A 25,317-nucleotide genomic window follows, 5' to 3' on the forward strand; every position below is an offset into this window, starting at 1 on the left:
AGAAATTAACCTCACAAAAACTGTTGTTGATGCCAGTGATGCACTGGTGAATGGAATGTTAATAGTATTAGCAAATGTGGAGTTGTTTAATGAAACTTCATAATTTGTGGAAGCTGTTATAACAATGTTTGATGGATATCCAGTTAAATAACTTCCGCTGATATTATAAGATTGTGATGTTGATGGACCTGAACCGAAAATGTATGTAAAACCAGATAAAGTTATTGGATTGACATTAAGTATGGGCGTTGGTACTGCCGAGACACTGCCACTTAGCGAAACGTCAATTTGTGGTGCACCACCTCCAGTTATTGAAACAAGTTCTAAGTTATAATTATTAACAGATAAACCAGATTTTAAACGAGTATAAATAGGTGTCGAAGAAATTGTTGTGCCAGAATAAGGTAAACTAATAGTAGGTAAAAATGTAATGTTATCTAATGATACTTCATAATTTGAAGGAGCAGAGATTAAAATATTTCCGGGTGATCCGGTTAAATTACTACCTGTTAAATTAAAGCTTTGGGAAGCAGATGGACCTGATCCAACAATATAATTAAAGCCGGTTAGTTGTGTAGGATTTGCTAATAAAGCTGGACCAACTACGAAGTCAGTAAGTGTTATGTTATCTAATATTAAAAAACCAGTATTATTAATACTCAAAATTTTAATTCTAATATTATTGCTGGCATCATTAACATTTAAAGAATATAAACTATATGTTGTTCCACTGAAAGATTGTGTCCCGATAGTGGTAAAGGCACCACCATTTATTGATTTTTGTATAGTAATTGTTCCACCACCAGAGTTTAGCTCACGATAATAAAAGCTTACTGTTCCGACACTATTTACACTCGGTGTGATAAGAAACGATCCGGCTGTAATTAATTTATTTAATCGAGCTGCGCCACCTATAGCTCCGTATGAATTAGCAGAAATTTCGCCTTTAATATTATCATAATCCCAGCTTCCACTGGTTAATGTAATTGTTCCACTTGTATAGCTGGTTGTATTAAATGTTATATCATTAAATAATTCTGTAAAATGTGTTGCACTTTGTGCATTTAATACCATACAGAATAAACAAGAGAATAGCATTTTCCTTAGGATCATATTAAAAAATAATAAGTTGTTAATGGATAATTTCATATAAAAAATCTTTCAACGCTTTAAAGTCTTGAAAGAATGGCAAAGAAATTTATTAATAAATAATTAATTTTTGTGAGACAGATTCTGAATTATTATACAAATTCAGACTATAAATACCTGAACTAATTTGAGATTTATTTAGTTCCAACATGATATTATCATTTTCAGTATTTATTTTCTGGCTGTAAATTATTTTGCCGGACATATCTGTAATTTTCAAGTACAGTATATCTTTTGTAGGATTATTAAATATTACTGTAGTCCCATATTCATTAGTAAATAAATTAATTATAGCTAAATGTGGAGCTTCATTTATTAAAATATTTTTAATATCACTAAAAGTGTAATCTCCATTATAGTCAATTTGTTTTAATCTATAATATGAAAGACCTTTTATAGGGTTGTTGTCAATAAATGTATAATTCTGTATTGAAGAGGAATTACCGGCACCATTAATCTTTCCGATTTCTTCAAAATCATTGATATTATTAGCTCTTTCTATGCTAAAAAAATCATTATTATTTTCTGATGCTGTTGACCAGTCGAGAATCACAGTTTTATCATGAAGTTTAGCATTAAATGAGATAAGCTCAATTGGTAATGGACTTAATCCTTTAACTATAGCATGTTTGGAAAATGCGATATATCCGGTACGCTGTGCGTAACCATTACCACTGTTATATATTCTTCCTGCTGCACCTGTTCCTGGTATTGTAGTAGAACCTTCAAAATTACTCCATTCTGCATAATCTGTGGAAGCATCAGCTCTTTTTACAGCACAGAATTTATTGTCATCAGCTGCGCTTAGTTCAGCGTTATTTGCAACATATAATTTAACACCATACGAACCACTTGTATATGCCCAACTTGTCGGAACATTAGGATTAACAGTCCAAATTGAAGATGAAGCCAGATTTACCATAGGTGTAGCATTTTGAGTAATTGCTAATCTGGAATCTATATTATTGCCTGATTCTGTTAGAGAAGAAACATTAACATCTAAATTATTGAGACTTGCTAAATTGTTGTTAATGAAGTCAAAGCGTTTGTAATTTGCAGCAGTGTTTCCATTCCCAACCGGGAAGAAATATGTATTAGTATTTGTTGAAATAGCTCTGCGTAAATTACCGTTTATAAAGCTTGCACTGGTACCTCCAGAGATTCCAGTAGTAGAATTATTATTCGAAACAATAAATTTATTAGTTCCTGTTGTAATAATTCCATCTGTTAATGTTAATACATTTGATGAAGAGACATCTGTTGATAATGTAATTCCTCCCGAAGCTGCAGTATTTAAAACAGTTAAATTATAAAAAATTGGAGCAATTGTTCCACTTATTGTTTGTTCAGAATTTCCTTTAAAGCTTACAGTTCCATTAGAATGTGTAAAAGTTGAGTTATTTGTGAAATTACCAAATACATCAAGTTTACTAATAGTTTCATCTGTGCCAGCATTAGAATCGTCAGATCCAATTAAAAAATTAAAACCACTTAGGTTATTTGTTATATTATTACACGAAGCTTTAGTAAAATGTGTTCCTGTTGGATCACCTATTCTACAGTTATTTGTAACTCCAGTGTTTGGCAATAAAACATTTACAGTTGAATCAGGAACAATCATGTTATCCCAATTACTACATGTAAACCAATCATTACTACCACCTGCACCTGTCCATAAACCTGGTATTACACCAATTCCACCGGTTGCCAAAATAGATATAGAAGTGTCTGATGCAGTAAAATCATTAATTGCAGTATTATAATAATCATCACAATCTATAAAACCTTCCCAATTATCAGGATCTTTTATTAGTTCAATCCAGGTTCTTTGAGACATTGCTGCTGCAGTTGATAGATCAATATTGAACTTAATAAAATCTGTTGCTACACCTGGCATCATATTAAAACACTCAAGATCATGATATAATCCGGAATTCTGTGAAGCACCTGTTCCGGTTGAGCCTGATGGGTAGGTTGTGGAACTGCAAACACCAGGAACCCAATCATCGTTAGTGTTAAAACCGAACAATACAACTCCTCCTGTGTATGTTGCATTATTTCCGTTTGTTGTACCATTATTCCATGTTCCACCTGTCATGAAATAAATCTGATCTCCACTGGTATTTAATATTAATGAACCATATCTAATGTCAATTACCCATCCATCATCAGGATAAATACCTTCAAAATAAGGAGAATTATTTTTAAGTCTAAATGTGATTATTGTACCTTTTGGTATATTAGCGCCAGTTCTCCTAATTCTTAAATATCCTTCGGTATTTCCCCATTTACCAGTTGTACAACGCTCCCATCCATTATCTGTCATGTCTATCATACTTCCTGTAGTCAAATCATTAAAACATACTATACTTATTTCGTCATCACCTGCACTATAATTAGGTGGACTAAGGCAAGCATCAACATTAGAACAAACCCCGACGACAGCAATACTTCCAGGAACAAAGACAGATCCACCTGCAATTGGAGTCTGGCATGTTGAAACGCCTGTTGACCAACTAGTGCCAGATCTAATGAATACCTTAAAGCAATATTCAGTACCATTAGTTAAACCTGTAATATTTACAGAATTGGATGTTCCTTTATAAACAAAAAAACCACCATCAAATGCAGTTCCTGAAGAAAAAACAGTGTTTGCTGTATATGCTGTACCATCGCCAGAAGGAGATGCAGTAACTGCAGTTGTTTGCTTTGCGATTACAATAACCTCGTCAAAACAAGCTGAAAGAGGATTTGCCCAACTTACTTGTACTTCGGCATCTAAAGGTGATGAAGACAATGAACTTACATTAGGGATTCCAAGTGAGGTAATAGATGTAGTAGGAGTAGAGGCGGACCAAGTCGTAGAGTTTTTATAAGTATATGCCATAATTTTGTAGGATTGACCTGTGGTTAATCCGGTTACTGTTACTGAAGTTCCAGTACCTTTATATACAACAAAACTATAAGGTGTAGTTAATCCGTATTGGTAACCTGAGCCAAAGTTTGTGTTAGAAGTATATGTGTTTTCGTTGTCAGAAGAGCCAATTGAATGACAATCAAGAGTTGAGTTTCTCATACCAATTACTACTCCATCATAGGTTCCTTCGGGAGCAATCCATGAAATGGTAGCTGTATTACTAGTTTGACAGGATACATTTAATCCTGTTACAGGACTAATATAAGTTGAGGACATTCCGGCTAAAATAGTTCCTCCTGAATAATAATTTTCACTTCCGGTAGCACAACTAAATTCAAAAACCTTGAAGTAATACACTGTTCCAGGTGTTAAACCTGTAATAGTTCCTGTGGATCCTGTTCCAATATAAACTGCCCTGTTTCCGGAATAATCTGTTGATGCATAAAAATCATTTGCAGTATAAGTAGTGCCGTCTATAGGAGTATAATCAACAGCGCTTGCTTCTTTTGCAAAAAGAATACGTTTATTCCCATTACCAACAGTTCCAATTGTAAAGTCTATAGTAGTATTGGTGATATTTGAAAAAGTTAATGTCGTAGGATTTGTAGTAGGTTCTGTACAAGCACCACATGTTACAGTAACATTATCTAATCTCCATGGAGAAGTTGTTGAAGAAGCTTTTCTGAATTTAATGTATACAGTTGAAGAATTATAGGCTGACAAATCAACAGTACAATTTGTTGTACCTCCTGAGGTAGTATTTGTATGGGTATAAGTTGCGATTGTATTATAAGTTCCACCTTGTGTTGTTGTTGAAACCTCAATATACATTGTTTTTGAAGTTGTATTAGTTGTTCTTGTTAAATCAAAAGTGAGAGTAGTTGGATTTGTTACAGCTAGGGTTGCTAATTCTCCATTCATTGCTGCGAATTCAGCATAATTTGAAGTAAATGTTACGCTTGTTTGAATCCATCCTGCAGGAAGTGCATTTGTTGCCCAAGATTCGTCGACACAAGGACCTGCTAAAGTTGTGCAATTTGTTTGAGGTTCAGTAGCAGTTGTTTTATAATTAATATTAGTTCCGGCATTAGTATATGTCCATATTTTAAAATAATAAGTAGTGTTTTGATTTAGATTAGGAACAGTATAAGAGTTTGTTCCATAAGCAATATTTTTAGAACCAGACCCAACAGTTATTATATCATCTGCAATAGCTGTTCCATCAACAGGGTTACTAATAGCTGCATAGCTAGTAGAGCTCCATTTAATCAGATAATAATCAGGAGCCTGTGTTCCTGCAGTTGCAGCTGTCCAGCTTAAAGGAATAGTTGCACTAGTTGTTGTTCCGCACGAAAAGGCAGTAGGGTAATTGGTTGGTTCTGGTTTTACAACATTTGCTTCGATAACAACATTGTCTAAGCTACAATTATCACCAAAACTTGAATGAAATTTGAAAGAAACGTAAATAGTTGGCTGATTTCCTGCTCCAGCAGGTAAGGTAAGGGTTTTTAAATTCCATTGACTTGTTCCTGCAGTTAAAGCACCATCGTGTCTTGCATAAAATGTTCCGGCATCCCAAGTTGAACCATCAGTTGAATATTGAACCAATACACCTTCGTTAAGATAAGCTCCTGTGCTATATGATGCATTATTTTCATTAAGCCAATAAAATTTAACATCAACTAATGAAGCACCTGTTGTTACAATGGCTGGTGATATTAATCTAGTTTCATTACCAGAAGTAAAACTATAAGAATTCCAATAAACATAATCAGCACCTTCTTGAGGAGTTGTGGTTGGATTTGATGAACTGGCAACGTATTGAATGGCTGAAGCACCAACAACAGTTTGAGTTGACCAACATGCTGGAATAGAAGTAGTGTTGAACCCTTGTGAGTAAGGTAAGGCAACGTTTGTACAAGATGTTATACCATTTGCAACAACAGATGAAGAGTATGAATTGGTTGAATTTGAATTACTAGCATCAACAACAACATAAATAAGAATATGATATGTAGTGCTTGCGTTTAATCCTGTAATTGAAACATTTGTGCCGTCTCCATTATAAACACAGTAAGCCGACGCATCTCCCTGATAAGCAGTACCAGCAGAAAATGTGGTATTTGCAGTATATGTGGAAGGGGCATTTGTAGGAACTCCTGCATTTACAGCACTTGTGGCTTTAACAAATACCATTGTGCTATGGTTTGGTGCACTATAGCCAGAAGCCGCTGTCCATGTAATGTTAGCTGTAGTAGGGCCGGTTGCAGTAAAAGAACCTGCTGTAACAGCATTTGGTAAAGTTGCATGATTTAATGCAGGCGGTGAAGTTAGAAGAAAGTTAATATTTGCACCAGAATTTGTATAAGAATAAATCTTATAATTATACATTGTACCGGCAACCATACTTGTAAAACTTGTAGCAGAACTTGCTGAACCCGGAGTAACTTTTTTGTTAGCAACTCCACCGGTAACTGCTGTAATATCTGCAGGATCCGTAGCATCAATAGGATCAACTACAGCACCGGTATTTAATTTTATTAAATAACCGTCCGGAGCCTGAGTACCCGCAACTGCAGCTGTCCAGGTTAAAGGGATTGCAGAGGTAGTTACAGTTCCAACTGCAAAAGCAGTTGGTTGATTTGTTGGTTGGGGTTTAACTGCAGTTGCTGTAACTGTTCCGTTTATAACGATATCATTACCAGTGCCATCACCTATACCGCCCGATCCGGTAGTTGCTTCAGCATAACTATACAAACGATATGTTACAGCACTTGTTGAATTAGCCTGAGCAAATGTGAATGTGAAATTTACAGTTGTTGTTACATCTGCAATTGTTTTAATGGCGTCTATATCAGTTGCATATCCATCTAATGAACTTCTTAAAGCAAAACCATAATTTCCTGTTGCCGATCTTTGGAATTGGAAATATATTGAACTAACACTAAACTGATATCCTGAATTTGGGGTAATTGTGAACTCCATGTAGTTATTACCACTAACAGCATTTGCTATTGATGTTATTGCCCAGTTAGTAGCATTAAAACGTCCACCATTAGCCGAAGCAGTTAAACCGGCTCCACGAGAGATTGTGGAAGGTGATAAATTAGCATCGTTTGTATTTGAAGCTGCAGTTGCTTCACCACCAGCCAATGCAGAAAATTCAAATGTTAAAATTTGCCCCCACCCATTAAAGCACAGGGTTATCAGATAAAGTAGTGAGAGAATTTTAATAAACCGTTTCATCGCAAAATTATTATTCATTAATAACTTATACGAAGCCGGCTTCAGCTATGCTGCAGAGGAGTATGCAACATACATCAAGGTACTCAACTTCAAATTGTCTTTTTATTTGACGAGTAAAATCCTAAAAGGTTGTTTTACCTATGTAAATATACGAAGTATATATAAAAAAAGTTATGTTTTTAAAAGAATTTTTACGAACATAAAAAAACCCTCGGTTTACCAAAGGTTTTTGAGTATAAATGGAATTAATTTTTTCTATAAACTAATACAATTCTGCAACTTGTTTATCGTAACGCACCTGAAGTGTTATTTCGCCTTTTTCGCCATACCATTTCCAGGTTCCGTCGCGCATACCCATATCATAGTAACCCATTGTGCGAAGTTGACCGTTTTTAAACCAATCTTTATATTCGCCATGTTTTATGCCATTTAAATATTGTTGCATAAATTGAGCCTGACCGTTGTCGTAGTAAGAAATCTGCTTGTCGTTCGGTTGAGCTTCGGCTGTTTGTAAATCAGCGGTATCGTTATTTGAGCCATCGGTAGCATTTTCTTGATTATTGCAGGACATTACAAATGCTAAGGGTAAACAAAGTAATAATGAGTATAATTTTCTCATGGCAGACTTGGTTTAAATTGTTTGTCAAATATATCTGAATCGATTAAGTAAACCAAATATTTTTGAAAATATTTTTAAAAACGATTAATAAAACCAAAATGTACCCTGGCTGTTTTAAATTGTATGCTATTTCCTAGTTGATGGCCAATAGCATAGCTCAAAGTAAATATTCCTGCTTTAGTCTGAAATTCTATTCCTGCTCCAAAACCAGAAGGGTTATCGTTGTTAATATCTATACTTTTATAATACCCCTGATCGTAAAAAGCGAAGAAAGCTGAATTTTCTTCAAACAGAAATCTTAATTCCGAGCTTCCAATAAAAAATTCTGATGCGTAAATACTTTCTTCGTCGAATCCACGTAAAGTTGAAAGTCCGCCAATTCGAAAAAGTTCATTTTTAAAAAGTTTTTTTGTGTTGATGTAACCAGATTGCAATCTAAGTTTTATAACCCATTTTTTGTATAAGTTAGTATATTTTGAAATGTCTGCATATAGTTCGTTTCTAAAAGAAGTCATTTGTATATCGTTATATACAATCGGATTGATTTCTGGATGCCTTTCAATTGTTTTTTTTCCATAACCTGCCTGAACTTTTATGTCAAACCCATTTAATGGATTATATTTATTATTAAGTGAAGAGTAGCTAATTAAAATTCCAAAAATATTTGAATAATAGCTTGATAATGTAGGGAGTGTTGTTAAAGTTGATAATCCAGATGACGAAAGTAATGTGGAAGAAGAATTTTCGTAATAAAGTCCGATATTATTTGAACCCGATAGGTAAAATGGAATACCAAGATGGGATGTTACAGTTAAAAACGTACTGTCTTTTTTGAATAATTTTATTGAAGCACTACTACCAACCGGTTTGTTAAACAAATATGGTAATTGAACAGAAGCAAAAAGATTTTGTGAAGATGTTTCCAGTTTTTTCCACGAGAATTCTATTCTGTCACTTCTTCGAAATGTATTTAAAAGATTAAGGGAGATGTCACCAGTTAATAGAAATTTGCCAGCTGTTTTTTGATCGGGCAAAATACCAAGTATTCCATTAAACTGATTTGCTTTTTTTTGTTTTAGATATAATCTAATTTTTGCTTTATTGCCAATAAAATATATTTCTTCAGGTTTATCAATTGAAATAAAGTTCAGTTCTTTTATTAATCTATTTATTTGAGCAACTTTTTTTTCGTTATAATTGTTTCCCGAAATAATTCCCAGATAATGTGTTAAAAAGCTATTTGAAATTTTTGCATTACCAATAATTTCAATGCTGTCAAAACTTATTAATTGACCACTTTTTATTAAATGTTTTATTGAAATTGTACCCGGTTTAATTTCAATACTATCAGATTTAATATTTGCAAATGGATACCCGTTGTTTTCAAAATCAACAATAATTTTATTTTTGATCTTATTGATTGTTTCCATTGAAACAGTGATGCCATTCAGCTTTTTTAATTTATAATTGTTTGTAAAATCGGATTTGTCATTAATAAAAGTAACTTCTCCCCAATAATATTTTATGCCTGTGTAAATATATATCGAAATGGTATCATTTTTAATTATAGCAGAATCTAATGAGGCTGAGCTAAAGCCTTTTGAAATAAGGCAATTAATTATGTCGTTTGAAATCAGATTAATCTGACTTTCTTGTATAGCCTTTGGTAAACGATTAAAGCATTTTTTACAATTTACAGAAGTACCGGTTAATATTATAGAAATAGGCTTTTGTGCAACTGTATATATAATTGCAGAAATTACAAAAGTGAATAATAATAAAATTTTCTTCAGTTATTTTATTTTTTACTGGTTATTTAAGAAACCTTGTTTCTCAAGAACATTCAATAACGATTTTGAGAATGCAATATTGTCTTTTTTTGTATAACGTTTATCTGTAAAAATCTGAGCTAAAGTTTCTTTTTCGTTAATTTTCAAAAGTTCTAAAGTTTGAGCAAGTGCTTCCTTTTCAGAATATGCCTTATTAATATCTTCTTTAGTGTAATCTTTATATGATTCGAAATGAATTACTGATTCTAAAGGAAGTCTGTCAGTTAATTGTGGGTTTTCATCAGGATAACCCAATGTAATCGCCGCTACAGGAACCACAAACTTTGGAAGTTTAAGAATATCAATAAATTTATCAGCCATATATGTTGTTGTTCCTAGGTAACAAATACCTAAACCTTCTTCTTCGGCAGCAATGCAAACATTTTGCGCAACTAAAAGTGCATCAATTGCAGCTGTAAAAAATGAAAGAAAATTATCGTAACCGGGAACAGCGTTTCTTTGTTCGCACCATTTGTTAAATCTATTAAAATCAGCACAAAATGTTAGTATAACAGGAGCCTGTAATATCATATTTTGTTTAAAGTGAGCTTCCCAAAGTTTTTCTTTTGCCTGTTCATCACGACTAACGATAATGCTGTATACTTGCATATTGCCAGTAGTAGATGCCCTTGTACCTGCAGTCAGAATTTTATTAAGTAATTCATCGCTTATTTTATCCGACTTATATTTTCTTATCGATTTATGTTGTAAAAGAGAATCAATCATAATTTAGAAGTTTTTTATACAAAGATGAGCATTTTTAGTAGTCAAAAAAATGATTTTATCGAACTATTTTATAAGTGAATTGTATCTATATCGGTTTAGAAAAAACCAGATTATATATAACTAAAATTTGCTATAACTCATGTATTTAATTACATGCATAAGTATATAATATTTATTGCAAATAAATTGAAAGAAAAATAGTTGTTAGGCATAATGTATTTTTTTTCTCTAAAAAAATAGTTATATATTTGCCAAAGAATTTAAAGAAAATTAAGGACAAATGAAAAAAATTGCAACTGTTTTTATAGCTACTTTAGTGCTTGCGCTTGTATTAAATGCCTGCAAAAGTAGCGAACATTGCCCTGCATACGGTCAGGTAGATCCACCTAAAACAACGCAACACGGTTAATTCCGTTTTATTTTGCGTTATTTATATTGCTTTCACAAGTTTATTTCGATAAATTTGTGAAATTTTTTTTATGTATCGTTATCCTTTTATCTTCATACTTATTATATTTTCATTAACTGCTTTTTCTCAAGGAGAGCTTAATGATGAAGCACGAGTAGTATCAGGAAACGAAAAATCATATGCCGTATTATTAAATTCCAATGGATGGGGAATAAATTACAGAAGAGGTAAGCGACTAGATGGATTCAGAAAACGGTTATTAGATTTTGATTTTGCCTATATTAAACATCCAAAAGAAATAAAAACCCAGAATCCTTATTTTGAAAATCAAAAAAGATTTGTTTTTGGAAAATTAAATTCTTTGGTAACATTAAGAACCGGAATAGGAATTCAAAAAGAAATTTATAGCAAATTTGATAAAGGAGGAATTGCAATAAAATATTTTTATGAAGCTGGAATTTCATTGGCTTTATTAAAACCGGTATATTATCAGGTTGTTGATAGCGAAAAAGTAAGTAACAATAAAAGGGTTTTATATTTAAGCGATCAATTGTTTAATCACAATATTCATCAGGTAAGTGATATATATAGCCGATCTTCATTTTTTAAAGGTATTGATGAAACTAAAATTAAGCCAGGGTTATTTGTTAAATTTGGTTTGTCTTTTGTTTACAGCAATTTATATGAGGCAATAAATGCACTTGAAACAGGTGTAATGTTTGATGTTTATGCATCAAAGATTCCAATAATGGCAACAGATAAAAATGATCCATATATTATTTCATTATTTGTAAGCTACAGATTTGGAAGAGTTGGTATTAAAAACCGTAAAAGTTTTACTCCGGATAATTAATTTTTTTAATGTTCCCAAAACATAAAATTGATTCAAATAAACCTAAGGTAAAACTTCCTTCCGGGAAGTCCTATTTGTCTGTTAAGAAGGTTGTGGAAGAAGGAAAACTTCATACGATCTGCCAGAGTGGAAACTGTCCGAATTTATCGGAATGCTGGGGTGCCGGAACTGCTACGTTTATGATACTTGGAAATATTTGTACCCGATCATGTCGTTTTTGTTCAGTTGAAACCGGAAAGCCACTTGCTCTTGATTTAGATGAGCCAAAACGAATTGCCGACTCTGTTAAGCAAATGAAATTAAAACATTGTGTAATAACAAGTGTTGACAGAGATGATTTAACAGATGGGGGAGCTTTACATTGGGCAAAAACTGTGAACGCTGTTAAAACCGAAACTCCTTTAACCACTATTGAAATTCTTATACCCGATTTTAAGTTTGATAAAAATAGTCTGAACATTGTTATCGCTTCAAAACCAAATATTATTTCACATAATTTAGAAACAGTTGAACGATTAACCAAGCAGATAAGAGTTCAGGCGAAATATAGAAGAAGCTTAGATGTTTTGAAATATTTGCATGAAAATGGTGTTATTACAAAAAGCGGTATAATGCTTGGCTTGGGCGAAACACTGGACGAGGTTTATTCTACAATGGATGATTTATTGGAAGCAGGTTGTAATATTGTTACAATTGGTCAGTATTTACAGCCAACTACAGATAATGTAAAAGTCGAAAAATACTATTCCGAAGAAGAGTTTAACAATTTGAAGATAATAGCAATTCAAAAAGGTTTTAAAGTTGCAGAATGTGGTAGTTTAGTACGCTCATCCTATCATGCCGAAAAGCATCTGATTTAATTTAAAAGGACGATATATTTTTCCATCCCTTTTGATTTCCACACTTTAAGCGTTCCTTTTTCGTCAGAATAAATAAAATAGGCTTCTAAAAATTTATGTTTTTCTACAAATTCTTTACCCTTTTCAAAACCCATTACCATAATTGGGGTGTCATACCCGTCGGCAATTGTAGCACAATCGGCAACAATAGTCACACTTAATAGGTTGTGATGAGTAGGATATCCTGTTTTTGGATTAATAGTATGCGAGTATTTTACACCATTTTCTTCAAAAAATTTACGATAACTTCCGCTTGTTGTTACAGATTTTCCAGATAAGGCAAGTATAGTTTGAAGTCCCCTGTTTTCTTCACTTCCTTCAGGATTATCTATACCAACTTTCCATGGTTCGCCTTTATCGTTAAGACCTTTTGTTCTAACTTCACCGCCAATTTCTACCATATAGTCTGTAATATTTTTTGATTCAAGAAATATAGCCACATAGTCAACAGAAAAACCCTGTGCAATTGAATTTAAGTCTAGTTGAATTCGAGGATCCTCCTTAATTATTTGGTTGTTCACTAATTTAATTTTATTCATTCCAATAAATTCTTTAAGGCTATCAACTTTTGCTTGATCTAACTTTACCTTTGCAGAAGGTAAGAATCCCCATGCTTTAACAAGTGGTGCAACTGTTATGTCAAAATACCCATCAGTTTGCTCAAAAACTTTTATACTTGCTTTATATACGGAATTAAATAAATCATCAGTTTTTACATTAACATCATTTTTGTTTATTCTTGATATAATAGAACTATCAACATATTCTGACATTGAATTGTCTATATTGTTAAATAAAGCGGTGAATTCAGGTAATTTAATGCTATCAGTATTTATTTTATATTTAATACTAAATGTTGTGCCTTGAGTATTTCCTGTAAAATGAACATATTGACCTTTTAATGGGTAAATTGTTATTGTTTCAGTATGGTTATTTGAGCAGGCAAATGAAATGCCTGTTAAAAAAAGAAGAAGTGTTAAGTATTTCATAATGTTATTTTAAAATAAAGAATCAATTAATTTCTCGTCAGCATTATTCGGAATGGTAACTTTTAAATTAGGTTCTTTTTCCATAGCACGTTTAATAGCAAAAACAGCTTCGTTATTTCTTGCCCAGCTTCGTCTGGAAATGCCATTGTTTACATCCCAGAATAACATTCTTTGCAAACGAATGTCAGCTTCAGGACTGCCATCGAGCACCATTCCAAAACCACCGTTAATTACTTCACCCCAGCCAACACCGCCACCATTATGTATAGAAACCCATGTTGCACCGCGAAATGAATCACCTATAACATTATGTATTGCCATGTCAGCAGTGAATTGCGAACCATCATAAATATTTGAAGTTTCGCGGAAAGGAGAATCTGTTCCCGAAACGTCATGATGATCGCGACCCAAAACAATTGGAGCAGAAATTTTACCTTCTTTTACTGCTTTGTTAAATGCTTTTGCGATTTCTATTCTTCCTTCTGCATCAGCATATAAGATTCTTGCCTGTGAGCCAACAACAAGTTTATTTTTCTTTGCTTCATTAATCCATTTTACATTATCAAGCATTTGTTGTTTAATTTCTTTTGGAGCCTCTAAGCTAAGTTTTTCTAAAACATTAGCAGCTAACTGGTCAGTAAAATCCAGATCTTCCGGCTTTGATGAGGTGCAAACCCAACGGAAAGGACCAAACCCATAATCGAAACACATTGGTCCCATTATATCTTGTACATATGAAGGATATTTGAAATTGCCATCTGCTTTCATCATATCTGCCCCTGCGCGACTTGATTCTAAAAGAAAGGCATTCCCATAATCAAAAAAGTACATTCCTTTGGAAGTAAGTGTATTTATTGCTGCTACATGTCTGCGAAGCGATTCGTATACTTTTTCTTTGAATTTTTCAGGCTCTTTTGCCATCATTTCATTTGACTCCTCAAAGCTTATACCTGCAGGATAATAACCACCTGCAAATGGGTTATGAAGTGAAGTCTGATCACTTCCCATTTCTACGTGAATTTTTTCTTTTACAAACTTTTCCCACAAATCAACAATATTTCCCTGATAAGCAATAGATACAGATTCTTTATTTGCTTTAGCATTTTTAACTCTTTCGGCAAGTTTATCCAAATCAGAATAAACTTCATCAACCCAACCCTGAGAGTGACGGGTATGTGTTGCTTTGGGATTTATTTCTGCAATAACACCTATAGCTCCTGCAATTACTGCTGCTTTTGGCTGAGCTCCAGACATGCCGCCTAATCCGCTCGACACAAAAAGTTTACCTGCAAGGCTATCATTATTTTTTGAAATTAACCTTCCTGCATTAAGTATTGTTATGGTAGTTCCGTGTACAATTCCCTGTGGCCCGATATACATAAATGAACCGGCTGTCATCTGTCCGTATTGCGATACTCCCAAAGCATTAAATTTTTCGTAATGGTCTTTTCCGGAATAATTTGGTATTACCATGCCATTTGTTACAACAACACGCGGTGCTTCTTTATGCGATGGAAAAAGTCCCATTGGATGACCCGAATACATGACAAGTGTTTGCTCATCGGTCATTTCGCTCAGGTATTTCATTGTTAAAAGATACTGAGCCCAATTTTGAAATACAGCTCCATTACCGCCATATGTAATTAATTCGTGAGGGTGCTGAGCAACTGCATGATCTAAATTATTGCTTAGCATTAGCATTATAGCTCCAGCCTGAACAGATTTATATGGAAATTCGTTTATACTTCTTGCATAAATTTTATAATCGGGACGGAAACGATGCATGTAAATTCTTCCGTAAGTGTTTAGTTCATGCAGGAATTCTTTTGCAAGAATTGCATGCTGTGATTCAGGAAAATATCTTAGTGCATTTTTTAAAGCCAGCTTTTTTTCTGTTAAATTAAGAATGTCTTTTCTTTTTGGAGCATGATTTACACTCGATTCAAATTCTTTTGGTTTTGGTAATACTTCCGGTATTCCTTGTTTAACTGCATTTTGAAAATCCTGAACTGTCATAGTTAATAATATTATTATTCCGTAAAGTTAAAATTTGGAATTAAAAAGTTAAAAGAAATATGTCATATATTAAGCATTAATATGAACCTGGCATATTTTCAGGAATACAAATTATAAAATCAGCCGATTTAATAGCATCTTTTGATAATTCTGAAAGAGTTTTCTGAGATTCTGTGTTTATTGTAATAACCTTATATTTCTTTTTTTCGGGTTTTAAATATAAAAGAATGCCTTCCTTGTTATTACTATGATAACTTCCATTAAGGTGAAAAAAAATCTGATCTTTTTTGTAATTCTGTAAAATAAAATGTGCCATAGTAGCATCTTTAATTGCCTGTGCTTTTGGCAAGTGTTTGCTATAGTGGGAATCGGTACTATCCATATCTTCAAGCATAGATTTATAGCATTTTATGTTTTCATCGTACTCTATTGGCAGAGGTGCTATAAATTTTTTTGCATCATTTGAGAGGCTGTCTAATTCGGCAAATCCACCCTTTGAAACCATTGCTGCATAACGATGTGGAATGTTAGTTGCAATAAATGTGATATTATTTTTTTTACAAAATTGAACTATTGGTTTGTAATCTGTTTTATAATTAGGCCATATTCTGGCTTCGGTTTCAAGATCTTTATTTTTTATTCTTCCGTTTAAATACTCGTTAATAATTAGCTGAACATCAGCTTCGAACATTTCGGCTCCAATTACTAAATCTTTTTCTCTGAGTTTAAATAAATCTGCAGTAAGTTCAATTTGAAGCCAATGAGCTATTGAGCTGCTATGGTCTTCACCAAAAAAAACGAAATCTGCATCTTTGCATGCATTTAATAATGAGTCGTAAGAAGAAATATTTCCATCTGAATTAAAGATTTTGTATGCTTCTTTATTCTGTGCTGTAATGCCTATAGAATAGAACATTATAAATATTAAAACAATATTTTTCATTTGTAAAAGTTTAAATAGAAAGTGATTTGAAAGCAAAGGAAGCATTTTTTTCGCTAATTTGCGAAGTATTTTATGCGAATGAATCTTAAAAAAATATCTGTAATTGTAATTGGATTATTTATTTCAATAAATTCAATAGCTCAATCTACATTTTCGCTTGAGATTATGACTATTGGCGTACATCCATTTGATCGTCCCAACCTTCAGGTTTATGAAAATGCATTGGATATTGATGGACTGTTTTGTGCAGAGCCTGGTCTGTTACTTTCTTATGAAACTTTTGTACACGATAATGTAGCTTCTTTGCAGTTCTCTCAAGCTTTTTTTGCTGATGCTGCTGGTCAGTTAGCTGCGTTTACAGAAATATCTTTCAGGCGAGTTTTATTTCATAAATGGAGAAGTACTATTTATATTGGTACCGGACCTACCTTGACATACAGGAAATCGTGGGCATTACTCGAGAGATATGTGCCTGAAGGTGGTTATACAACTTATGGAACATGGCAGGTAAAACCTTGGTTTATTGCTAAAATTGAATATGACCTTTTGATTTGGAAAAGAAGTGACATAATGTTAGGAATAATTTATGGTCATGAGTATAATACTTTTACCGCAACTTTAGGCTACAGGCATTGGATTTCAACAAAAGTAAAGCATACAAGAAGATGTAATTGCGGAGCAGATAAATACAGAAAAAAATTTCTTGGCATTTGGTAATAAATGTAGTTTTAGCATAAAGTAAACTTTATATTTCTTAATTATTTTTGTTCTCATTATTTTATTCACTAACAAATCATTTTATGTTATTTGACATATTAATTTTGGTGGTTTTTGAAAAATCTTGTAGTTTTGCATTTTGAAAATAAGCCTATTATCAAAATGGAAGTCACTCGCACTTTTGACCTTATAGATCATATTAATAATAAATATCCTAAATCTGATATTCTTGCCGGAAAGGTCAATGGTGAGTGGAAAAAATACAGTACACAGGATTATCGCTGTTACTCCAATTATATTAGTTATGCTTTACTTGAACTTGGTTTTAAAAAGGACGACAAAATAATAACTGTTACTCACAATCAACCCGAATGGAACTTTATAGATTTTGGTATGGCTCAGATTGGTGTGGTGCATGTGCCTGTTTATCCAAACATTAGCGAGGAGGATTATACTCATATATTTAATCATTGCGATGCCACTGCTGTTTTTGTTAGCGATAAAGTTTTATTAAATCGTATAGAGAATTCTATTAATGCTGCACCAAAAATTAAAAATGTTTTTTGTATTGCGGAATGCGAAGGATTAATGTCATTTTCAGAATTAATAGAAATTGGTAAACAAAATGCCGAAAAACATAAAAAGAAACTTGAAAGTATTCGTGATAACATTAAAGAAAATGATCTTGTAACAATAATTTATACATCAGGAACAACAGGTTTATCAAAAGGTGTAATGTTATCACATAAGAATCTGGTTGTAAATGCCATTTCAAGTTCAAAAATTCAACCCTTAAATCATAATCATCGTTTTTTAAGTTTTTTGCCTTTATGCCATGTTTATGAGCGAATGATAAATTACCATTACCAGTATCTTGGAATTAGTATTTATTATGCTGAAAATCTCGGAACAATTGCAATAAACCTTAGAGAAATTAATGCACATGGTATGTGTTCTGTACCCCGTGTTTTGGAAAACATATTTGACAAACTTAACACAGTTGGAAAAGACCTTACGGGTATAAAAAAGAAAATATTTTTCTGGGCATTAAAACTTGCGCTTAAATATGAAGTTGATGGTAAAAATGGTTGGTTATATTCTCAGAAATTAAAAATCGCAGATAAGTTAGTTTATAATAAATGGAGAGCATCACTGGGAGGTAATTTGCAATTAATTATTTCTGGTGGATCTGCAATTCAGATAAGACTTTTAAGATTATTCTGGGCAATTGGTATTCAGGCTATTGAGGGTTATGGACTAACCGAAACATCGCCTGTTCTTTCTTGTAATCTTCCACGTAAAGGTGGGGTTAAGTTTGGAACTGTAGGGCAAATACTTGAAAAAATTGAAGTAAAAATTGCAGATGATGGTGAGATTATTTCCAGAGGTCCTTGTATAATGTTAGGATATTATAAAGATGAAGAAGCAACTAAAAGTGTAATTGACGAAGATGGCTGGTTTCATACAGGAGATATAGGAAATATTGACGATGAAGGCTTCCTGAAAATTACTGATAGAAAAAAAGAAATTTTTAAGAATAGCGGAGGAAAATATGTAGCTCCTCAGTTAATTGAAAATAAATGCAAGGAGTCTAATTTTATTGAACAGGTTTTTATTGTTGGCGAAAACGAGAAATATACAGCAGCAGTTATTTCACCAAATTTTAATCATTTGCATTTTTGGGCAACAAAGCACAAACAGCATTTTCGCGATAATCAGGATTTAATTTTAAACACTAAGGTTCTTGATAGGATTCACAAGGAAATTGTTTGTGTTAACCAGAAACTTAGTCCGCACGAACAAATTAAAAAATTCAGGCTCACTGCCGATGAATGGACACCTCAGACAGGTGAACTTAGCCCAACTCTAAAACTCAGACGTAAAGTTCTTTTTAAGAAATACGACCATTACGTTAAAGAAATGTTTCTTTAAAAAGCGAAACTGATTTCTCTGTTATATTCTGTTATCATCCATTCTATATTTGTATATAAAATGTATGAAGAAATTAATGCAGCAAAAATAATTGCAGGAATTTTTAACCCTTTACTTTTTATTGATAGTGCTATAAATATTGGTATTGCAGCATAAATTAAATTAGTTCCCATCTGGAAATACTTAAATGGACTATCATACCAGTTATTTACTAGTACTCTGATAATTACATTTAAAAAATCCATTACAAACCAATAGGTAATTGAAATAAATAACAAAATATCGAAGATTTTGTTTTTGCTGTTTTTGTTTGGTTTACCGGTGTTTAAATTTGTTCCGCATTTTTTGCAAAACAGCGCATCGTTATCGTTTTCTGTAAAGCATTTTGGGCAAATCATAGTAATAATTATTTAGGTTGTTATAATTTGTTATATATAATCTTTAAGTAATCCTGTTTTGTTTGCTCTTACTCCTTTTTCGGTATTATGCACAGTACAGCATTCATTAATATTGTCATGTTCAAAAAATAAAATATAATTATTTAATACAGCCTCTTTTAAAAATTCTTCTTTTTCGGCTAAGGTAATAAGTGGGCTGGTGTCATAACTAATAATAAAAGGTAAGGGAATATGTGCAGTTGTTGGGATAAAATCAGCCATATAAACTAAAGTATTGCCTTTATAATTTATAAATGGAATTACTTGTCCTGCAGTGTGCCCGTTGTAAATTCTTGCCGAAATTCCAGAAATAATTTCGGTATTATTCTCGATAAATATTACTTTACCTGCTTCCATTAACGGAATAAAATTCTCGTTTAAATAAGATGCGTTTTCCCTTTTGTTAGGGTTATTGGCTAAATCCCATTGCTGTTTACCAATCCAGTATTTTGCATTTTTAAATGTTGGCTCAAAACCGGATTTGTCTGCACTGTGTTGTACGGCTCCTCCACAATGATCAAAATGCAGATGGGTTAAGATAACATCTGTTATTTCGTTGGGTGTAACTCCAGTATGTGAAAGAGATTTTTCAAAACCTTCATTTCCGGTGATGTGATAGTGACCAAGAAATTTTTCGCTTTGTTTATTTCCAATACCGCAATCAATAAGAATTTTTCGGTTTTCGGTTTCAATTAGCAGACATCTTAATGCCCATGTACATAAATTATTTTCGTCGGCAGGATAAACTTTTTGCCACATTACTTTAGGAACAACGCCAAACATTGCACCACCATCAAGTTTAAAGGTTCCTGTATTTATGGAAGAGAGTTTCATTTAATATTAATTGTTTTTATACCGAGATTTAATCCCTAACGGGATTAGGGATTAAACTTATTTTTCACAATAATAATGATAAAACCATGGAATTGTTTCGATTCCTTTGAAAAGATTAAATAACGGGAAATTTTCGTTTGGAGAGTGAATAGCATCAGACTCAAGTCCAAATCCCATTAGAATTGATTTAGCACCTAACACTTTTTCAAACATCGCAATAACCGGAATACTGCCTCCGCTTCTTGTTGGTACTGGTTTTTTGCCAAATGTTTTTTCGTAAGCCATGCTTGCTGCTTTGTAAGCATGAGTATTTGTTGGTGCAACGTATGCCGCTCCGCCGTGAAGGTCTTTAACAGTAATTCTTACACCTTCTGGAACGATAGATTTTAGATGTTTTTCAAATAATGTACTAATTGTATGACTATCTTGATTTGGAACTAAACGCATTGATATTTTTGCTGTAGCTTTTGCCGGCAATACTGTTTTTGCACCTTCACCTGTATATCCACTCCATATTCCGTTTACATCAAGTGATGGGCGAATTCCTGTCCGCTCTGTTGTGGTATAACCCTTTTCACCGCAAATATCAACTAAGTCCAAAGATTCTTTATATTTTGTTAAATCGAATGGAGCTCTTGCAAGATCTGCTCTTTCATCTGCGGTTAATTCAATTACATCATCATAAAAGCCGGGTATAGTAATTTTGTTATTTTCATCAGTAAGACCGGCAATTATTTTTGCTAACATATTTGCAGGATTTGCAACAGCACCACCAAAAATACCTGAATGTAAATCGCGGTTTGGCCCTGTTAACTCTACTTCCATATAAGCTAAACCACGCAATCCAACAGTTACAGATGGAATATCCTGAGCAATCATGCCGGTATCGGAAACTAAAATAACATCACACTTTAATAAATCTTTATTTTCATTGCAAAACTTTTCAAGACTTGGTGAACCAATTTCTTCTTCGCCTTCAATCATAAATTTTATGTTGCACGGAAGTTGTTTTGTTGACACCATAAACTCAAATGCTTTTGCGTGCATAAAAGCCTGTCCTTTATCATCATCGGCACCACGGGCATATATTTTGCCATTTTTAATAACAGGTTCAAAAGGTGGAGATTCCCATAATTCCAATGGGTCAACCGGCATTACATCGTAGTGCCCATATACTAATACAGTAGGAAGTGTAGGGTTAATTATTTTTTCGCCATAAACTACAGGGTTGCCCTCTGATTGCATTACTACTGCCCTGTCTGCCCCTGCTTTAAAAATCATATCTTTCCAATATTCTGCAGCACGAACCATATCGGGTTTGTTTTCGGTTAATGAGCTTATAGAAGGAATCTGTATCAATCCAAAAAGTTCATCTAAAAATCTTTGACGGTTGTTGTCGATAAATTCATTAATTTTTTCCATAATTATTTTTGTTATTTTATTTCTCCTTTAAATGCTCCAGAAAAATAGAAGTGTGCCTGAAGTCCGATTACACTGTAACTTTTGTTAGCACTTCCATATAATGATAATCCGAATCCTAAATCGTAATAAAGTTTAAAAGTATAGTCTATACTCCCGTATATTCCCAAATCATTAAATCCTCTGTACCATTTTTGTTGTACTCCTCCAGTATCAGTTACATGGTCAAGTGTGCCACCATAAGCATAACTTGGGCCTATAAATGCAGTAATGTTAGCATTATTTGTTTCTTTGCGCCAGCCTGTAGCAATATAAAAATCGTTTAATTTTTGATAAGAATGTTTAGTAAAAAATTTGTCGCATGACACATGATAACCACCCTGAAGGTAAACGTTTTTAATTCTTACTGTATATGAAATTAATGTATTTAATTCAAATTGATCTAGTGAATAATGATATCCATAACCTTCTCCGATTTTTAACCAGCTGCTTCCGGGTTTATAAATTTTATCTTTAATAATTATTTCTTCATATTTATCATCCTGACTAAAAGCTGAAAACACTGAGAAAACAAATAACAATGTAGCAAGGGTTGTAATTGTGAAAATTGTTTTCATTATTTAATATTGTTTTTTGTTACAAATTCTGCTGCAATGCAAAGTTGGTTATACCAATCTTCGCCATACTTTCTAATTAATGCAGTTTTTGCAAATTTATATAATGGAACTCCCTCTTTTTCTCCTTTTGTTAAAGCCTGTTTACAAATATCCCAATTATCATAATTAACTGCTGAAAAAGTTGAATATTTTTTAATTCTTATCGGATAAAGGTGGCACGAAACAGGTTTTTGAAGTTTGCAGGTTCCTTTTTCCCAGCTTTTTTCTATAGCACAGTTTGCAATGCCATTTATAAAAATAGTAAAAGCACATTCTTTACCATTATTGAGAGGTGTTGTAAGATCTCCTTCAGAATCAAGTATTGCCACGCCATTTTTTTCAACATTTGTTATTGATTTTTCTGGCATAAAACAATATATAGAGGTTAATGCTTCTTCAATAGCAAGTATTTCATCAGGCTCGAGCGGAGCACCAGAATCGCCTGCAACGCAACAAGCACCTTTGCATGCCGTAACATCGCACATAAAATATTTTTCAAAAATATCCAGACTTACTATTTTATCTTCAATTTGAATCATATTTATTTCACAAGAATTTTTCCAGTCATTTCTTTTGGAATCATTATCCCCATAATATTTAAAATAGTAGGGGCAACATCTGCAAGAATGCCATTTTCAATTTTTTTAAATCTGTTTGAAATTAGAATACAAGGAACAGGGTTTAACGAATGAGCTGTATTAGGTGAGCCGTCAGGATTTACTGCGTAATCGGCATTTCCATGATCGGCAATTATCATTAACTCATAATTGTTTGCAATAGCAGCTTTTACTACTTCTCCAATACAGGAATCTATAGTTTCCACTGCTTTAATAATTGAATCGTAAAAACCTGTATGTCCAACCATATCGCCGTTTGCAAAATTCAAACAAATAAAATCATGTAAGTTTTTATTAATTTCGGCAATTACTGCTTCTTTAACAAAGGGAGCAGACATCTCGGGTTGTAAATCATATGTGGCAACTTTTGGCGAAGGAATCATAACACGTTGCTCGTTGTTAAAGATGTCTTCTCTGCCTCCAGAAAAGAAAAATGTAACATGGGGATATTTTTCTGTTTCTGCAATTCTTAACTGGTGCAAGCCAAGTTTTGAGATTGTTTCGCCAATAGTGTTTTCTACATTATCTGTATCAAATAATATGTGAATGTTTTTAAAAGATTCGTCGTAACGTGTAATTGTGAAATATTCAAGAGGAATAGTTTGCATTCCATTTTCTGGCATGTCTTTTTGGGTTAAAGCAATTGTAATTTCACGTAGTCTGTCGGTTCTGAAATTGAAACATAAAAATACATCCCCTGGTTTTACAATACCTATAGGTTCGTGTATTTCGTTAACCATAACAATTGGCTTAATAAACTCATCGGTTATACCTTCCTTGTATGATTCTTCAATTGCAGTTAAAATATTTGTAGTTTTTTTACCAATTCCTTTTACCAATAAATCGTATCCAACTTTTACTCTTTCCCAACGCTTATCACGATCCATGGTATAGTAACGACCAATTAAACTTGCAATTTTTGCTGTTGTGTTTGCAGTTTTTTCCTGCACTTCTTTTACAAATTCTAATCCGCTGCGTGGGTCTGTATCACGTCCATCTGTTAATGCATGTATAAAAACATTATTTACATTGTTTTTTGATGCAAGTTCGCATATTCTTATAAGATGATTTGAATGAGAATGAACTCCACCGTCGCCAATGAGTCCTATTAAATGAAGGTTTACATTTTTTTCTTTTGCAATTCGAAATGCATCCAGTAAAACTTTATTTGTGTCGAGTGTTTTTTCACGAATGGCTTTATTTATTCTTACCAGTTCCTGATAGACAATTCTACCGGCTCCTATATTTAAATGTCCAACTTCTGAATTTCCCATCTGACCATCAGGCAAACCAACATTTTCTCCACATGTTAAAAGTTGAGAATGTGGATATTTTGAAGTTAGACTATCAAGATTTGGTGTTTTTGCGTTAAAAATAGCATCGGAGTGAGATTTATCGCCAATTCCCCAACCGTCTAATATCATTAACATGAATTTATTAGTAGACATAAATAATGTTTTAAAAGAAAACAAAGGTAATCATTATGCTACATACAAAAAAAGCCGTTTCGAAAATCGAAACGGCTTTAATTTAAAAATGTTTTTTACTTGGTAAACTCGAAAGATTCGATAAATCCGGTAATGTCTTCCTGACTTGGATAACTGCCATCACGAAGCATTAAAATCTGGAAAAGACGATTACCTTTTAAGAAAATTTTATAACACATATGATAACTGTCTTTTTTAGCTTTGAAGAAATATCCTGGATTTCCATCAAGTGTGATTTTTTCTTCTGATTCTAAAGTTGCGCCCTGACTGCTTAATGCACCTTCTTTAGCACCTTGTAGTAAACTGTCTGGTGAGCTAGCTGCAACAAGTTCAGATGGGTAATCACTTAATGCCACCATATAGGCTTCTGTTACACTTTTTTCATAGGTAAATGATTTCATCTCAATATTTCCAACTTCAGTTGGAACATTTTCAGAAGCAACTGTTGGATTACCTGGAAAGTTTATTTTAAAAGAACCATCCGGACTTGTGTACTTTGTTGTCTCTAGGGTTTTACTTAACGAATCAAGTGCACTTAATGCGTCTAATGAGCTTTGGTTACCACCACATGATACCAAAACAGCTGCGATTAAAAATAATGGTAAAAATTTCATAATAAAATT

General features: G+C 33.0%; 19 protein-coding genes. 4 read left to right on the plus strand and 15 right to left on the minus strand.

Going from position 1 to position 25,317, the window contains the following annotated elements:
* The 5 genes from HY951_05780 to HY951_05800 all read right to left on the minus strand — a co-directional run.
* On the minus strand, positions 1–1,149 hold a 1,149-nt coding region (locus tag HY951_05780; protein MBI5539548.1), incomplete at its 3' end, for a hypothetical protein.
* Positions 1,150–1,201: 52 nt separating this feature from the next.
* Positions 1,202–7,312, minus strand: coding sequence for a T9SS type A sorting domain-containing protein (locus HY951_05785; protein MBI5539549.1), 6,111 nt, complete (start codon positions 7,310–7,312; stop codon positions 1,202–1,204).
* A 262-nt stretch (positions 7,313–7,574) separates the two neighbouring features.
* Complete coding sequence (locus tag HY951_05790) at positions 7,575–7,931, minus strand: hypothetical protein (protein MBI5539550.1); 357 nt, start codon at positions 7,929–7,931, stop codon at positions 7,575–7,577.
* 74 nt (positions 7,932–8,005) lie between these two features.
* The gene (locus HY951_05795; protein MBI5539551.1) at positions 8,006–9,361 is read right to left on the minus strand and encodes a BamA/TamA family outer membrane protein; all 1,356 of its coding nucleotides are present in this window, start codon (positions 9,359–9,361) and stop codon (positions 8,006–8,008) included.
* Between the two features lie 375 nt (positions 9,362–9,736).
* Positions 9,737–10,486, minus strand: a complete 750-nt coding sequence (locus tag HY951_05800; GenBank protein MBI5539552.1) for a nitroreductase family protein — start codon at positions 10,484–10,486, stop codon at positions 9,737–9,739.
* A gap of 479 nt (positions 10,487–10,965) precedes the next feature.
* Between HY951_05800 and HY951_05805 the strand changes: the two genes are divergently transcribed.
* Positions 10,966–11,748, plus strand: a complete 783-nt coding sequence (locus HY951_05805; GenBank protein ID MBI5539553.1) for a hypothetical protein — start codon at positions 10,966–10,968, stop codon at positions 11,746–11,748.
* A gap of 8 nt (positions 11,749–11,756) precedes the next feature.
* Positions 11,757–12,608 (plus strand): lipoyl synthase, encoded by an 852-nt coding sequence (gene lipA, locus HY951_05810; protein ID MBI5539554.1) that lies wholly within the window; start codon positions 11,757–11,759, stop codon positions 12,606–12,608.
* On the opposite strand, the gene HY951_05815 is transcribed toward lipA, so the two are convergent.
* The 3 genes from HY951_05815 to HY951_05825 all read right to left on the minus strand — a co-directional run bounded on the left by HY951_05815 (position 12,605) and on the right by HY951_05825 (position 16,595).
* Entirely contained in the window at positions 12,605–13,636 is a 1,032-nt protein-coding gene (locus HY951_05815) for an FAD:protein FMN transferase (protein MBI5539555.1), read from the minus strand. The genes lipA and HY951_05815 overlap by 4 nt on opposite strands.
* A gap of 9 nt (positions 13,637–13,645) precedes the next feature.
* Positions 13,646–15,652 (minus strand): urocanate hydratase, encoded by a 2,007-nt coding sequence (locus HY951_05820; GenBank protein MBI5539556.1) that lies wholly within the window; start codon positions 15,650–15,652, stop codon positions 13,646–13,648.
* Positions 15,653–15,728: 76 nt separating this feature from the next.
* Entirely contained in the window at positions 15,729–16,595 is an 867-nt protein-coding gene (locus tag HY951_05825) for a ChaN family lipoprotein (GenBank protein MBI5539557.1), read from the minus strand.
* Positions 16,596–16,673: 78 nt separating this feature from the next.
* On the opposite strand from HY951_05825, the gene HY951_05830 reads away from it, so the two are divergent.
* Both HY951_05830 and HY951_05835 read left to right on the plus strand, forming a co-directional pair.
* Positions 16,674–17,312, plus strand: coding sequence for a hypothetical protein (locus HY951_05830; GenBank protein MBI5539558.1), 639 nt, complete (start codon positions 16,674–16,676; stop codon positions 17,310–17,312).
* A 162-nt stretch (positions 17,313–17,474) separates the two neighbouring features.
* Positions 17,475–19,244, plus strand: a complete 1,770-nt coding sequence (locus HY951_05835) for a long-chain fatty acid--CoA ligase (protein ID MBI5539559.1) — start codon at positions 17,475–17,477, stop codon at positions 19,242–19,244.
* Here HY951_05835 and HY951_05840 read toward each other — a convergent pair.
* From HY951_05840 to HY951_05870, 7 genes are all read right to left on the minus strand, one after another.
* Entirely contained in the window at positions 19,241–19,642 is a 402-nt protein-coding gene (locus tag HY951_05840) for a zinc ribbon domain-containing protein (protein ID MBI5539560.1), read from the minus strand. The two genes, HY951_05835 and HY951_05840, sit on opposite strands and share 4 nt — an antisense overlap.
* A 30-nt stretch (positions 19,643–19,672) precedes the next feature.
* A complete protein-coding gene (locus HY951_05845; GenBank protein MBI5539561.1) occupies positions 19,673–20,515 on the minus strand; it encodes an MBL fold metallo-hydrolase in 843 nt (280 codons plus the stop codon).
* Positions 20,516–20,572: 57 nt separating this feature from the next.
* Entirely contained in the window at positions 20,573–21,937 is a 1,365-nt protein-coding gene (locus HY951_05850; GenBank protein MBI5539562.1) for a dipeptidase, read from the minus strand.
* Between the two features lie 11 nt (positions 21,938–21,948).
* The gene (locus tag HY951_05855) at positions 21,949–22,551 is read right to left on the minus strand and encodes a hypothetical protein (GenBank protein ID MBI5539563.1); all 603 of its coding nucleotides are present in this window, start codon (positions 22,549–22,551) and stop codon (positions 21,949–21,951) included.
* On the minus strand, positions 22,551–23,129 hold the full coding sequence (locus HY951_05860; protein ID MBI5539564.1) for a DUF3109 family protein: 579 nt from the start codon (positions 23,127–23,129) through the stop codon (positions 22,551–22,553). The genes HY951_05855 and HY951_05860 overlap by 1 nt, the downstream gene beginning before the upstream one ends.
* Positions 23,130–23,131: 2 nt before the next feature.
* On the minus strand, positions 23,132–24,655 hold the full coding sequence (locus HY951_05865) for a 2,3-bisphosphoglycerate-independent phosphoglycerate mutase (protein MBI5539565.1): 1,524 nt from the start codon (positions 24,653–24,655) through the stop codon (positions 23,132–23,134).
* Positions 24,656–24,750: 95 nt separating this feature from the next.
* Positions 24,751–25,308 carry a hypothetical protein gene (locus HY951_05870; protein ID MBI5539566.1) on the minus strand — a complete coding sequence of 186 codons (558 nt, stop codon included), beginning with the start codon at positions 25,306–25,308 and terminating at the stop codon, positions 24,751–24,753.
* Between the last annotated feature and the right edge of the window lie 9 nt (positions 25,309–25,317).

It is taken from the genome of Bacteroidia bacterium (genome assembly GCA_016218155.1).
Classification (GTDB): Bacteria; Bacteroidota; Bacteroidia; order Bacteroidales; family GWA2-32-17; genus GWA2-32-17.

Excerpts from the sequence above, each read along its gene's own strand:
- HY951_05790 (MBI5539550.1), bottom strand. The coding sequence starts at position 7,931 with ATGAGAAAATTATACTCATTATTACTTTGTTTACCCTTAGCATTTGTA.
- HY951_05840 (MBI5539560.1), bottom strand. The coding sequence starts at position 19,642 with ATGATTTGCCCAAAATGCTTTACAGAAAACGATAACGATGCGCTGTTT.
- HY951_05870 (MBI5539566.1), bottom strand. The coding sequence starts at position 25,308 with ATGAAATTTTTACCATTATTTTTAATCGCAGCTGTTTTGGTATCATGT.
- HY951_05845 (MBI5539561.1), bottom strand. The coding sequence starts at position 20,515 with ATGAAACTCTCTTCCATAAATACAGGAACCTTTAAACTTGATGGTGGT.
- HY951_05785 (MBI5539549.1), bottom strand. The coding sequence starts at position 7,312 with ATGAAACGGTTTATTAAAATTCTCTCACTACTTTATCTGATAACCCTG.
- HY951_05795 (MBI5539551.1), bottom strand. The coding sequence starts at position 9,361 with ATGGAAACAATCAATAAGATCAAAAATAAAATTATTGTTGATTTTGAA.
- HY951_05825 (MBI5539557.1), bottom strand. The coding sequence starts at position 16,595 with ATGAAAAATATTGTTTTAATATTTATAATGTTCTATTCTATAGGCATT.
- HY951_05835 (MBI5539559.1), top strand. The coding sequence starts at position 17,475 with ATGGAAGTCACTCGCACTTTTGACCTTATAGATCATATTAATAATAAA.
- HY951_05855 (MBI5539563.1), bottom strand. The coding sequence starts at position 22,551 with ATGAAAACAATTTTCACAATTACAACCCTTGCTACATTGTTATTTGTT.
- HY951_05805 (MBI5539553.1), top strand. The coding sequence starts at position 10,966 with ATGTATCGTTATCCTTTTATCTTCATACTTATTATATTTTCATTAACT.
- HY951_05815 (MBI5539555.1), bottom strand. The coding sequence starts at position 13,636 with ATGAAATACTTAACACTTCTTCTTTTTTTAACAGGCATTTCATTTGCC.
- HY951_05800 (MBI5539552.1), bottom strand. The coding sequence starts at position 10,486 with ATGATTGATTCTCTTTTACAACATAAATCGATAAGAAAATATAAGTCG.
- HY951_05860 (MBI5539564.1), bottom strand. The coding sequence starts at position 23,129 with ATGATTCAAATTGAAGATAAAATAGTAAGTCTGGATATTTTTGAAAAA.
- HY951_05865 (MBI5539565.1), bottom strand. The coding sequence starts at position 24,655 with ATGTCTACTAATAAATTCATGTTAATGATATTAGACGGTTGGGGAATT.
- HY951_05850 (MBI5539562.1), bottom strand. The coding sequence starts at position 21,937 with ATGGAAAAAATTAATGAATTTATCGACAACAACCGTCAAAGATTTTTA.
- HY951_05820 (MBI5539556.1), bottom strand. The coding sequence starts at position 15,652 with ATGACAGTTCAGGATTTTCAAAATGCAGTTAAACAAGGAATACCGGAA.
- HY951_05830 (MBI5539558.1), top strand. The coding sequence starts at position 16,674 with ATGAATCTTAAAAAAATATCTGTAATTGTAATTGGATTATTTATTTCA.
- lipA (MBI5539554.1), top strand. The coding sequence starts at position 11,757 with ATGTTCCCAAAACATAAAATTGATTCAAATAAACCTAAGGTAAAACTT.